The sequence below is a fragment of the Acrocarpospora macrocephala genome (genome assembly GCF_009687865.1).
In the GTDB taxonomy this organism is placed as follows: domain Bacteria; phylum Actinomycetota; class Actinomycetes; order Streptosporangiales; family Streptosporangiaceae; genus Acrocarpospora; species Acrocarpospora macrocephala.
In genome coordinates this window covers 62,824-75,384 of record NZ_BLAE01000033.1, presented here as the reverse complement: position 1 = coordinate 75,384, position 12,561 = coordinate 62,824, and the positions used below count along the sequence as shown (strand labels likewise).

General features: G+C 69.0%; 11 protein-coding genes. 4 read left to right on the top strand and 7 right to left on the bottom strand.

Annotated features, from left to right (window positions below):
* Positions 1 to 153 precede the first annotated feature (153 nt).
* Complete coding sequence (locus Amac_RS26950) at positions 154 to 696, top strand: CHRD domain-containing protein (protein ID WP_155357205.1); 543 nt, start codon at positions 154 to 156, stop codon at positions 694 to 696.
* Between the two features lie 60 nt (positions 697 to 756).
* Here Amac_RS26950 and Amac_RS26945 read toward each other — a convergent pair whose 3' ends face one another.
* Both Amac_RS26945 and Amac_RS26940 read right to left on the bottom strand, forming a co-directional pair.
* Positions 757 to 3,597 carry an alpha/beta hydrolase gene (locus tag Amac_RS26945; protein WP_155357204.1) on the bottom strand — a complete coding sequence of 947 codons (2,841 nt, stop codon included), beginning with the start codon at positions 3,595 to 3,597 and terminating at the stop codon, positions 757 to 759.
* Between the two features lie 215 nt (positions 3,598 to 3,812).
* Positions 3,813 to 4,019, bottom strand: a complete 207-nt coding sequence (locus Amac_RS26940) for a hypothetical protein (protein ID WP_155357203.1) — start codon at positions 4,017 to 4,019, stop codon at positions 3,813 to 3,815.
* Between the two features lie 200 nt (positions 4,020 to 4,219).
* Here Amac_RS26940 and Amac_RS26935 point away from each other — a divergent pair, with 200 nt between their 5' ends.
* On the top strand, positions 4,220 to 4,978 hold the full coding sequence (locus tag Amac_RS26935; RefSeq protein ID WP_155357202.1) for a hypothetical protein: 759 nt from the start codon (positions 4,220 to 4,222) through the stop codon (positions 4,976 to 4,978).
* A 51-nt stretch (positions 4,979 to 5,029) separates the two neighbouring features.
* Here the strand turns inward: Amac_RS26935 and Amac_RS26930 are convergent, their stop codons facing one another.
* Together Amac_RS26930 and Amac_RS26925 are read right to left on the bottom strand one after the other, a co-directional pair.
* Positions 5,030 to 5,263 carry a hypothetical protein gene (locus tag Amac_RS26930; RefSeq protein WP_155357201.1) on the bottom strand — a complete coding sequence of 78 codons (234 nt, stop codon included), beginning with the start codon at positions 5,261 to 5,263 and terminating at the stop codon, positions 5,030 to 5,032.
* 24 nt (positions 5,264 to 5,287) lie between these two features.
* Entirely contained in the window at positions 5,288 to 5,632 is a 345-nt protein-coding gene (locus tag Amac_RS26925; protein ID WP_155357200.1) for a winged helix-turn-helix transcriptional regulator, read from the bottom strand.
* Between the two features lie 117 nt (positions 5,633 to 5,749).
* Between Amac_RS26925 and Amac_RS26920 the strand changes: the two genes are divergently transcribed.
* Entirely contained in the window at positions 5,750 to 6,772 is a 1,023-nt protein-coding gene (locus tag Amac_RS26920; RefSeq protein ID WP_155357199.1) for an LLM class flavin-dependent oxidoreductase, read from the top strand.
* Between the two features lie 2 nt (positions 6,773 to 6,774).
* Here the strand turns inward: Amac_RS26920 and Amac_RS26915 are convergent, their stop codons facing one another.
* The 3 genes from Amac_RS26915 to Amac_RS26905 form a co-directional block, all read right to left on the bottom strand.
* Positions 6,775 to 8,001, bottom strand: a complete 1,227-nt coding sequence (locus Amac_RS26915; protein WP_155357198.1) for an RNA polymerase sigma factor — start codon at positions 7,999 to 8,001, stop codon at positions 6,775 to 6,777.
* Positions 8,002 to 8,011: 10 nt separating this feature from the next.
* Positions 8,012 to 8,341: a YciI family protein gene (locus tag Amac_RS26910; protein ID WP_155357197.1), complete on the bottom strand. Its 330-nt coding sequence runs from the start codon at positions 8,339 to 8,341 to the stop codon at positions 8,012 to 8,014.
* A 64-nt stretch (positions 8,342 to 8,405) separates the two neighbouring features.
* Positions 8,406 to 10,211 (bottom strand): glycoside hydrolase family 15 protein, encoded by a 1,806-nt coding sequence (locus Amac_RS26905; RefSeq protein WP_246268720.1) that lies wholly within the window; start codon positions 10,209 to 10,211, stop codon positions 8,406 to 8,408.
* A gap of 185 nt (positions 10,212 to 10,396) precedes the next feature.
* Between Amac_RS26905 and Amac_RS26900 the strand changes: the two genes are divergently transcribed.
* Positions 10,397 to 12,559: a hypothetical protein gene (locus Amac_RS26900; RefSeq protein ID WP_155357195.1), complete on the top strand. Its 2,163-nt coding sequence runs from the start codon at positions 10,397 to 10,399 to the stop codon at positions 12,557 to 12,559.
* The last annotated feature ends 2 nt before the right edge of the window (positions 12,560 to 12,561 follow it).

The following is a 12,561-nucleotide window of genomic DNA, read 5'->3' as shown; positions in this document are numbered from 1 at the left end:
CCGCGGCGACAGGGTCACCCGGCGGCGAATGGGATTCGGGTGAAGCCAGAATCGGGTGAATTCCGTATTACCTCTTCGCGGACGGTCTCGAACCGGGACCCCGCCAGGTCCGTAGTGCTGAATGGCACGTCGTCTAGGGAGAGGTAGATTCCCATGCGCACCCCCCTGGCGGCCGCCGCGATACTCGCGACGACTGCTGTGTTGACCCTGCCGGCCGCCTCCGCCGCCTCCGCGGCCGAGTCCGCCGACCACGGCTACCGGGCCGTGGAACTGACCGGAAAACAGGAGATCCCAGGACCCGGCGACCGGGACGGCGTCGGGACCTTCGCCTGGAAGGTGAACGGCTGGCGGCTCTGCTACATCCTCACCAGCCACAAGATCGGCGCCCCGATAGCCGCCCACATCCACAAGGGCGCGAAAGGCGTGGCCGGCCCGATCGTGGTCACCCTCAAGACACCCGTCCACGGCTTCGCCACCGGCTGCGTCACCGCCGTCGGCAAGCAGAACTCCGACAACGCGGCGCTGCGGCTCACCCGCGCCGAGCTGAAGGCGATCGTCAAGTCGCCGCAGCTCTACTACGCGAACGTGCACAACGAGACGTTCCCCGCCGGCGCCATCCGCGCCCAGCTCGCCACCGGATCGGCGAAGCCGGCTCCCGACACGACCCCGACCATGGAACCCCCACACCACTACTGATGATCCCGGCAGGGGCATCGCGGCCGGTTCGCCCGGCCGCGATGCCCTGGGGATGGCCCGTCAGCCAGCTGCGCGGACCCTCGACACCGCCGAGGTGGTGTAGCCGGAACCGGCGCCGACCGCGGACAGCGTCACCTTCCCGAGCGGGGTCCCCGCGGGGATCGCCGCGGTGAAGGTGACCGTGCCGCCGCTGTCGGCGAGGGCCCGGCCGAGCGACGTCGAGTCCAGACGGAACTCGACGCTCTCACCGGCCCGGTACCCGCCGGCGCGGAGCGTGTTGGCCGCCCCGGCGAAGACGGAACCCGCGACGTTCAGGTGGCCGGGCTTCTGGGACGCGGCGTACTCGGCGCAGGCGTCACCGGGGACGCCCACCTCGGGGGCGGGGGTTCCGCTGGTGACCCCGTCGTCCTCGCGTACGGTGAGCCTGTTGAAACCCTTGTCGCCCATGACCGCGCCGGCCGTGTTGGTCACCGAGACCTTGAACGACGTGGACGCGGTGCCGGTGGGCAGCTGGTCGCCGAGGGTTCCCACCTGGACCGGGACGCAGACCTGCCCTGGAGCGAAGGTCACCTGGCGCATCGAGATTCCGGCCCGGCCGGTGGCGGAGCCGAAGACGCTGACGTAGGCGGTGACCGGGTGGCCGGCCGGCTGGGACAGCACCGCCGCCAGGGTGGCGGTGCCGGGGCCGGAGCCTTCGTCGACGTTGGCGGGCGCCATGTTCACGGTCACCTGCTGCTCGGGGGAACGCGCGCCGACGGCCCGGTTCTCGGCCGACAGGTCGGAGATGTAGACCCCGCCGGAGGTCGTGCCCGCCCCGAAGACCACCTCGCGGATGTCGTTGAGGTTGAGGCCGGTGAGGGCGGCGGTCGGGATCGTCACCTGCTGGAGGATCACCTTGCGCAGCCAGGGCGAGGTGACACCCGGCAGGCGGGTGACGGCGGCCGGGTTGAGCGCGGAGACCGGCGAGGACCAGGTGTGCCCGGCGCCGTCGGCGACACTGACGGTGAGGTCGGTCCCGGTGGCCACGAACTCGTCGGCGGCCACCTTCACCGACAGCTGCTCGTAGTGCTTGATGTTGCGGGCTCCCGGCGGGACGGTGACGCGCACCTGACCGCTCGGAGACGTCCACTTCAGGTGCAGCATCGGCGACGACGGGATGTTGAACGCCCACAGCGCGGGCGACCAGTGCGGGACGGCCGCCGAGTTGAGCGTGGTGGTGCAGTGCGGCGAGTCCTGCGGGAGCTGCACCCCGCCGGTGCCGCCCATGTTGACGCACACCTCGGCGGTGGCGTCGCCCGACACCTGGACGGCCGGGTCGGCCTGCTCGAAGGTGTTGATGTCGACCCGCGACTTCGCCGGCTGGGTGGCGGTCACCGAGATGTTCGCGAAGGACGTCGAGGGCGCGGTCACGGCCGAGCCGTCGAACAGCGGCTGGAACTGCTTCTCGCCGCCGAGCGCGAGCCGGAAGAAGCCCGCCATGTAGGTGGCCCCGACCTGGATCTGCTGGGCGGGGGTGAGCCGGGTCGTGGTCGCAGCGGCCGGGTCGCACACCGGGTCGCCGGCGCCGCTGCCCAGGGTGGACCAGTCGTCGCCGGTGCTGGCGGGCCAGCCGCCCGGGGTCCAGATGGTGTTGAAGAAGTTGTGGTTGGCGCCCATCGTCAGGACCGCCGAGCGGAGCACGTTGTCCTTGAAGCTGTGCCGCGAGTCGTCGACGATGTGCTGGCCCATCAGGTTCTCCACGTCGCCGTCGCAGTACGGCAGGATCGTGGCCGTGGCCGTGTTCGGCAGGGAGATCCGGTCGTAGTCGACGGGCGCGAGCGGGAGCACCGCGTTGATGCCGAACTGCTGCCAGAGCGGGAGGGCGTCGTTGAGGGTGGAGGCGGCGACCACTCCCTCACCGCCACGGGAGTGGCCCATGATCCCGACGTTGTCCAGGTCGAATTTCCGTACCAGGCCGGCGGGGGTGATGTCGCCGGTCAGCGCCTGGGCGAGGGTGACGTCGCGGTTGTAGAACGCGTCGTGGTAGACGACCGGGTCGCCGTCGTCGGCCTGCTCCAGCATGCGCAGGGTGTCCAGGATCAGCTGGCCCCGGGCCTGGGCGCCGTAGTCGGCGGCGAGCTGGTTGTCGTTGGAGTTGATGGCGTTGGCCGAGATGGAGACCACGGCGTACCCGTTGCTCGCCAGGGCGCGGGCTGGCGCGTCGTAGCCGAGATAGCTGGGGATCGTCGCGCGCTGCGAGGGGCTGTCCGGCGAGGGGCGGCAGGGCCAGCGCGCCGGGTTGGTCGCTCCCGTGCCGTAGCAGGACCCGTGCCGGCCGTGTAAGAAGATCACTGTCGGCTTCCTGCCGCGACCGTCCGGCAGGTAGATCTTGCCGGTCAGCTCGCCGCGGATACCGCCGATGTTGAGCAGCGGGAGCACCTGGTCGCCGAAGTCGTAGACGGCCTCGGAGACCTGGTGGGAACCCGGCGTCGAAGGGTCGGCCGGCAGGACGCTCGGCGTGGTGGTGGGCTGGGCCGCCGTCGGGCCCGGGGCCATCCTGGCCCTTGGCGTCGGCTCGCCCGACCCCAGGATGTCAGTGGTCACCGAGGTGGCCGCCGCCACCGAGGGGTCGGCGGTGACCAGCGAGAGGGACTTCCCGTCGGCGGACTCCGTCGCCGGGCCGAGCATCTTGCCGTCGACCGAGAGGCTGGGGGCGCTGGCGATGACGGGGAGCTCCTCGGCGAGCTCGAGGGTGACCAGGAAACCGCCCGCCACGCGGGAGACCGACCACTGCGGGCCGGAGGCCACGATGTCGGAGGGCTCAGGATCCGCCGAGGCGGTTCCGGCGGTCAGGGTGGGAGGTAAACACGCGAGTGCCAGTACCGCGGCGACAGCTCCCGCGCGGCGAAGGAGATTGCTCAAGTGAGGGCCTTACTCGTACGAACCGGTGGAGCCCCGCCGTCACCGCGAATCAACGACGAACGCCGGGCGGTTCGCACCGTATGCCCGGTTTGTTAACATTAACGGGCGATCTTGTTACCTGCCTGTTCCACAGCGCGCCGAGCTTTCAGCCATCCAACGAGCAAGAGCCACCACGCCCCAGCGCATCCATTGCGCGACGTTATAGACCCGGTGGGTCACCCGAGTGCGCTCTCCGTCGGGCTCCGCGGTCCATTCGCCGCGGTACCACCAGCCGCCCTGTAGGCGGCCGTCATGCCGTACACCTCCTTTGGCGCGAGGGAGTCTCGAAGCAGCGGCCAAGTCTTCTCGGCCGGTGCGTCGATCACCCCGGTGACCTCGACCATGAGCTTGAGCGGCTTCTGCCTGCGCTGCCGGATCGGCATCGCCGAACAGGGTTGTATCCGCCCTGGATCCGCGGTCGGCGGGCTTGTATGTCGGGTCGCTGAGAAACCCAACTCCGCATCGAAGATTTCTCGGGCGAGGTCCCCGGCCTTCCTGCCTCACTGCTGCCCGGATGTGACCTAACAATCAATTTGCCATGCAGTAAGCGATCCACAACGATATGGGACTCGTGATCCGAATCATGGTTCCCATCGCCGCGTTCCTCGCCGCCAGCTTGATCCCGAGCAGCGCCGCGTTCGCACGTGTTGCCGACGACCCCGCCGTGAACCGCCTCTACACCGCCGGCGCCATCGCCCGCACCACCTGCGCCGAGAAGCCGATCAGCAAACGCAACAACGTCCCCATTGCCAAGGCGTACGTGACCAGCGTGGTGGGCTGCCTCAACAAAGCCTGGTCCAAGCACCTGGCCAAGACCGGCCACAAGTTCGCGAAACCCAAGGTCACGCTGCTGTCCAAGAACCCCGCCCGCTTCTGCGGCAGCAAGTGGGAGAAAGAGACAATTTACGACTACTGCTTCCTCAATCGGACGATCGCCATCGTGCTCGACCGGCGCTTGCTCAACCTCGAGCCCAACGACCTCTACATCTTCCTCACCACGGCCGAACTGTACGGCGAGCACGTCCAGACTCTCACGGGCATCGACGCCGGCTGGGCCGAGACCGCCCCCAACCCCGATGAGGACGAGGAGGGGTTCGCCGAGAGCGTCCGCCGCCTCAACCTGCAAGCCGCCTGCCTGGGTGCCGCCTTCACCGCGAGCGTCTACAAGTCGATGCCCCGCAAGACGGCCGAGTGGAAGTCCATCGTCCGCGAGAAGAGCAAAGAGATCGGCTACATCTACGGCTCAGCCAAGGCCATCACGTATTGGCTGAACCGCGGCTTCAACTCCCGCAACCCCAAGTACTGCAACACCTGGACCGCTTCCACTGCCCAGGTCTCGTAACCAGAACCCATCGCCGCGAAACACAGCATCATGATCGTGGTGGCGGCGGCATCACGCACGCCGATCGCTTAACCCCAGCTGCGGACATCCGCAGCTGGGGCCTCGAACGCCACCCCGCACACCCGTCTTGATGTCGTCGAGGCCCGTCGGTTGTCCGACGACACGAAGAGTCCACTCGCAGGCCAGCGTCAGCCCGGTCGGGCCGGCGCCGACGATCAGCACCGTCAGCGCGTCGACGAACTCTTCCTGCCCCTCGTGCAGCTGCCGCACCGGCAACCTCAACACCCCAATCGCTCTGAGCAACACGGGCTAGCGGCTCGCCGCCCATTCGTTGCTCCACTCGGCGACCGCGTCAAGGACGGGCGAGAGGCGGCGGCCGACGTCGGTGAGTGCGTAGACGACCTGGACGGGCCGGTCGGTGCCCACTTCCCGGACGACGATGCCGGCGTCCTCCAACTCGCGAAGGCGCTGGGACAACATCGCGTCGGTCAGGCGAGGAACACCTTTACGTATCTCGGAGAAACGCAGCGGCCCGGCGAGCAGACGCTGCAGGATCACGCCGTTCCACCGGCGGCCGATCAGCTCGATGGCGGCATGGAACTGAGGGCAGAACCCGAGCGCCGCGTGGCCGCCCGCTTCCGCCTCACTTGTCATGCGGCGATCATATCAGCTATGTTTTTTATAGTTCCCATTATTTTCATAGCAAGGAGCCGTGATGGCCATCCCCGTCGACGAGGAGCACGCGACCAGGCGCGAGCAGGCCTGACCCCCATGGACATCGGCATCGCCACCCTCAGCGACTTCCAGCCCGTACGCCCTGACGGCACCCACCACACGGTCGAAGAACGCATCCGGCAGATCCTGGCCCAAGCCGAACTGGCCGACAGCGTCGGACTCGACCACATCGGCGTCGGCGAACATCACACCCCCGACTTCGCGGTCGCCTCACCGGCCGTTCTCCTGGCCGCCATCGCCGCGCGTACCACACGGCTCCGCCTCACCACGGCCGTCAGCCTCCTGAGCGTCCACGACCCCGTCCGCCTCTTCCAGGACTTCGCCACCCTCGACCTGATCAGTGGCGGCCGGGCGGAACTCACCGTCGGGCGAAGCGCGTTCCCCGATCCCTTCGCCCTCTTCGGATACAGCCTCGACCACTATGACGAACTGTTCGCCGAGAAGCTCCAGCTCCTCCTGGAACTACGCCGAACCGAACACGTCACCTGGACCGGCCGCCACCGCCCGCCGATCCCGGGCATGGACATCCCCCCACGCCCCGTTCAGGACCCGCTCCCCGTATGGATCGGCGTGGGCGGCTCACCCGAAAGCGCCCGGCGCGCGGGACACCTCGGCCTCCCCATGACGGTCGGCTACCTCGGCGGGACACCACAACAACTCCGCGTCCTCGCCGACACCTACCACGCCGCGGGCCAAGCAGCCGGCCTGGCCGACCGCCTACGACTGGGCGTCGCCCTCCACTACTTCACCGCGCCAACCCATGCCGAAGCAGCGGCAACGTACCCGTACTACCACGACTTCCTCAGACCCAAGCGCCCTGGCAGCCCAGGATTCGTCGTCACCCCCGACGCCTTCCACCACGGCATGTCCCCCAACCAGGCACTCATGATCGGCACTCCGGACGCCGTCACAGAGAAACTCCTCAAGCTCCGCAACGCCGTGAATTTCGACCGCCTCCAAGTACTCGCCGACTGGGGCGGCCTCCCAACCAAAGCCGTATCCGAATCCATCAACGCCCTCGGCACCTACATCGCCCCGAAGTTACGCGCCTCAGCATGACCTCAAGAGGCACCACCCGAGGGTGGCCTGCGGGACTCGTCGGCGCGGTCGAGGAGGGCGCGGCGTTCGGAGTCGGATGGGGCGACGGCGGCGGCCTGGCGGAACAGGGCGGCGGCTCGGGTGGGGTCGCCGTGGCGGGCGGTGAGGTCGGCTTCCACGGCGATGGCGAGCGGGTAGCCGTCCAGCGCGCCGCCGGCGCGGGCCTGGGCGAGCAGGGCCAGCCCGGCGGCGGGGCCGTGCGCGTAGCCGTGCGCCACGGCTCGGTTCAGTTCGATCACCGGTGAGGGCTGGATCCGGGCGAGCCGGTCGTACAGCAGGGCGATCGCGGGCCAGTCGGTGGCGTCGGCGGTGGCGTGGCAGGCGGCGATCCTGGCCTGCAGCGCGTACGGGCCGTCCTCGCGTGCCGTGGCGAGGATCTCCACGGCCTCGGCGATGGCGGCGCGGTCCCAGCGGAGCCGGTCCTGCTTGTCGAGGGTGAGCAGGTTGCCGTGCTCGTCGCGGCGGGCGTCCCGCCGGGAGTGCTGGAACAGGAACAGCGCCAGCAGCGCGGACACCTCGCTCTGACCGGGCATGAGCTCCCGGAGCAGCCGGGCCAGGCGGATCGCCTCGTCGGCGAAGGCGGGCCGGCCGTCGGGATTGTAGCCGTGGGTGAACAGCAGGTACAGCACCGCCAGCACGCCGGGCAGTCGCTCGGCGAGCGCCGGGCCGGTCGGCACCCGGTACGGGATACCGGCATCCGCGATCTTCGTCTTGGCCCGGGTGAGGCGCCGGGTCATCGCCGACTCGCTGACCAGGAACGCCCGCGCGATGTCGGCCGTGGGCACCCCGCCGATCGTCCGCAACGTCAGCGCCACCCGCGCCTCAAGGGCGAGCGCCGGGTGGCAGCAGGTGAAGATGAGCCGCAGCCGGTCGTCCACCACATCCGCCTCTCCAGGGGCAGGTCCAAGATCGGCGAGGATCGCCAGTTCGGCCAGCTTGCGGCGTTCGACCGACGCGCGGCGCAGCACGTCGATCGCGCGGTTGCGCGCCACCGTCATCAGCCACCCGCCCGGATTGCCCGGCACGCCCTCCCCGGGCCACCGTTGCAGGGCGAGCGCCAGCGCCTCCTGGGCGCAGTCCTCGGCCAGCGTCCAGTCGCCGGTGACGCGAATCAGCGCGGCCACGATCCGCGCGTACGCGTCCTTGCCCGCGGCCACGACGGCCGCCGCGACCGCGGGCGAATCGCTCACGCCGACGGCCCTACAGGTCGACCAGCGGACGCAGCTCCAGCCGCCCGCCCCAGGCCATCGGGTGCGCGCGGGCCACCTCGATCGCCTCGTCCAGATCGGCGCACTCCAGCAGGTCGAACCCCACGATCACCTCCTTGGTCTCGGCGAACGGCCCATCCGAGACCAGCAACTCCCCGTTGCGGACCCGGACCGTCGTGGCCGCGGACACCGCCGCCAGCTTGCTGCCCTCCAGCCGACGGCCCCGCGCGTCGTTCTCCGACACCCACACCTCGATATCGGGCCATTCGGCCGTGCTGGTGTCGGGCTCGGTGTCGCTGCACACGAACATCATGTATTTCATCGTCGCTCCTCGGTTGTCGTGACCTCACCACCATGACGAACGGGCAACGCGTTTCCGGACACTCTCAGCCGAGGGCGTGGTCGAGGTTGAAGGCGGCGCTGATCAAGGCGAGGTGGGTGAGGGCCTGGGGGAAGTTGCCGAGTTGTTCGCCGGTGTGGCCTATTTGCTCGGCGTAGAGGCCGACGTGGTTGGCGTAGGTGAGCATTTTCTCGAAGGCCAGGCGGGCTTCGTCGAGGCGGCCGGCGCGGGCCAGGGTTTCGACGTACCAGAAGGAGCAGACGGAGAAGGTGCCCTCCTTGCCGGGGAGGCCGTCGGGGCTGGTTTCGGGGTCGTAGCGGTAGACCAGGGAGTCGGAGACGAGTTTGCCGGTGAGGGCGTCGAGGGTGGAGAGCCATTTCGGGTCGGTGGGGGAGACGAACTTGGCCAGCGGCATCATGAGGATCGCGGCGTCGGGGACGTTGTCGTCGAAGTGCTGGACGAAGGCGGCCAGCTTGTCGGACCAGCCGCGGTCCATGATCTGGCGGTAGATCGTGTCCCGGGTTCGCTGCCAGTAGGTGAGGTCGGCGGGTAGGCCGCGGTGGCTGGCCACGCGGATGGCGCGCTCGATGGCCACCCAGCACATCAGCCGGGAGTACACGAAGTTCTTGCGCCCGCCGCGGGTCTCCCAGATGCCCTCGTCGGGCTGGTCCCAGTTCTGGCAGACCCAGTTGACGATGGCGCACAGCTCGTCCCAGCGGTCGCTGGAGATCGGCTGGCCCCACTTGTTGTAGAGGTAGACCGAGTCGACGAGCGCCCCGTAGATGTCGAGCTGGAGCTGGCCGGCGGCGGCGTTGCCGATGCGTACGGGCGCGGAGCCGCGGTAGCCCTCCAGGTGGGTGAGTTCGCGTTCGGGGAGGTCGCGGCGGCCGTCGATGCCGTACATGATCTGGAGCGGGCCCTCGGCGCGGGCGCTGTCGAGGATGGCGTGGCGGGTCAGGAAGCCCATGAAGGCTTCCGCCTCCTCGGTGAAGCCAAGCCGCAGCAGGGCGTAGACGCAGAAGGCGGCGTCGCGGATCCACACGTAGCGGTAGTCCCAGTTGCGGGGGCCGCCGACCTGCTCGGGCAGGCTGGTGGTGGGGGCGGCGACGATGCCGCCGCTGGGCGCGTACGTGAGCAGTTTCAGGGTGAGCGCGGAGCGGTGCACGACCTCGCGCCAGCGGCCCCGGTAGCGGGAGGCCGACAGCCAGTTCCGCCAGTACCGCACGGTGGCGATGAACTCCTCCTGCGCCTCCCGCACCGGGCAGGTGCGCAGCGCGATGTCCTCGCCGGCCCGGTCGAACGCGAACACCGCCTGTTCACCCTCGCCGAGGACGAATCGCGCCCGCACGTCCCGCCCGTCGGATTCCAGCGGGACGGTGGCGGTCAGGCTGAGGGCCAGGGACGGCGACTCGAACGTCACGTGGTCCCCGGACACCTGTACGGTGTGCGGCTCCGTCGCGTAACCGAAGCGGGGCGCGATCGTGGCCCGGAACGGCAGGCTCCCGCGCACGCACGTCACCTGCCGGATCAGCCGATGGCGGCCGGAGCCGGGGGAGTCGTCGGCGATGGGCATGAAGTCCTGCACCTCGCCCACACCGTCCGCGGCGGCGAACCGCGTGATCAGGACATTCGTGTCGGGAAAGTAGAACTGCTTGGTCGCCGCCGGCGTGTCGGCGGCCAGCTCGAACGATCCGCCGAGGTCGGCGTCGAGCAGCGCGCCGAACACGCTGGGCGAGTCGAAGTCGGGGCAGCAGTACCAGTCGATCGTGCCGTTGGTGCCCACGAGGGCGACCGTCCGCAGGTTGCCGATCAGCCCGTGTTCCCCGATCGGCAGGTACTCGGTGGCGCTCACCTCTCCCAAGCTACGCATCCCGGACACGCCGCTGGACCTGCCGGGAGTCAAATGGCGGCAGATCTTCGCGACCGCCGAAGACCCGTCAGGGTTTCGCAACCCAAAGGCACCAGAACCCGCGTCCATATAGCTATCTTCAGTGATACAACGGACATATACCTTTCGCAGCTCTCGTGGAGGTGACTATGGGCCGGGTCGAGAAGATCGAGGCCATTCGTGCCCGCCGGGTGGAGAACGCGCAGAAGACCGAGGCGCTGGAGACCCATCTGGCCGATCTGGAGACCGGGCTGCTCAGCCTGGAGAAGGCCCGGGCCGACCTGCTCGCCAGGATCGGCTCCGAGCGCGGGGAACATCTCGCGGCCCTCGGGCCCGTGGTGCGCGAACTGATCGACAAGGTCGCTTTGGAACGTGCCGCGCTGAACCGGGCGCTGGCGCGGCTGCGGCGGATGACGATCAACATCGGGGTGGTGGGCCGGGCCCGGCAGGGCAAGAGCCGGTTCCTGCAGAGCCTGACAGGGCTCACGAACCGGGAGATCCCCGACGGTTCTGGTGGCTTCTGCACCGGGGTGCCCAGCACGATCCGCCACTTCGACGGGCACACCTACGCCGACGTCTACTATCACTCCGAGCGCTCGTTCGTGGACGAGGTCCTCGGGCCCTACTACGACAAGTACGGCCTGGGCGCCCGCCCGGTCACCGCCCGCGCCTTCGGCGTCGAGCCACTGCCCGCCCTGCCGGCCGATCGGGCGTCGACGGCGACGGCCGTCAGCGCGTACGGCCACTTACGCGACTACCACACCACGTTCTCCGCGTACGGCAACCTCATCGGCCACTCCTCCCCGGAACGGGTCGGCGACGACATGATCCGCGGGTTCGTCGCGCAGGACGACCTCGACGGCAAACCCCAGCACACCTTCCGGGCCGTACGGCACGTGGAGATCTCCACCAAGTTCAAGCAGAGCGACCTGACCGGGATCGCGGTCATCGACCTGCCCGGTCTCGGGGACACCAACCTCGGCGACTCCCGGGTGCTGCTCGCCGCGCTCAAGGACGACGTCGACCTGGTGCTGTTCGTCCGGCGGCCCAACCCCGAGGGCGACGACATCCACGAGTTCGACGTCGAGCTGTACGGCATCGCCCAGAGCGCCCTTCCCGAGATCGCGATGGAACGCCGCGCGTTCATGATCCTCAACCACCGGGAGAGCGTCGACCAGGACAATCTCGCCAGCGCGCAGGCGTTCCAGGCCGGGCTTGGAAAGTCGGTGATCCGGGTCGCGGGGTCGTACATCGCGGACTGCTCGAAGACCGACGAGGTGATCGCGGCGTTCGACCCGATCGTCGACTACCTGGTCGACAACCTCGAGTCGCTCGATGAGGCGATCATCACCGAGCGGGTGCGGCGGGTCGCCGAGATCGACCAGGAGGTACGGCTGCTGGCTGGCCAGTCCCCGGTCGTGCCGCAGTTCGCGCACCTGGGGGACGTGTCCGAGAACAAGTTCGACGACCTGTTCGACCAGACCTACGACAACCTGACCGGCGCCATCGTGCGGCTGGTCGACAAGTTCAGGGCCGACCGGGACGCCCCCGACTCCGCGTTGGCGAAAGCCGTCGCCGCCGTGATCAAAAGGGTCAAGGAGGGCGACGGAATACCGACGGTCGACGAGATCACCAGGCGGCGGAACCGGGGCGGCGCGTTCGCGGGCGCCTTCAGCGACCTGATGGAGGAGACCCGCGCGTATCTGTCCCGGCAGTTCCTGGAACTGGAAGACGCGCTCAACATGACCGTCGGGCACATGTGGGAGCAACTGGCCACCGTGCTGCGCGAGGACGGCGAGTTCCGCCACCTGAGCGAGAAGGAAGGCCGCGAATTCCTGCGGGACATGTCCGGGCTGATCGGCCTGGTCCGCTCCGACGGCAGCAGCGAGATCCGGTACGCCCTGGACGTCGTCGCCGACTTCGGCCTCTCCTACCGCGGCTTCTTCCAGCACCGTATCCGCCCCTGCCTGGACGGGATGAGCGCCGACCACGAGGGCACCTACACGCCCAGGGGCGCGCAGACCCCGCAGAGCATCAGGGAAAGCCTCCAGGTCGCCTACGACGAGGCGGTCTACCAGTGCGAGAACGCGCTGTCCGGCCTGGTCTCCGAACCCAACGGCGCGGTGTTCGCCATCGTCGAGGAGTTCTGCGACCGCGTGCTGCGCTCCCGCGGAGTGTCCCGCGAGTGGGAGCGCATCTACCGGCGCTATCGCTCCGAGATCTGGTCGGACGAGTTCGACGCGCTCGCCGCGGACACCGTTCGCCTGCAGCTGTGGAACGAGGCAATCGAGCGATTGAAGGCGATGCTGTGAGA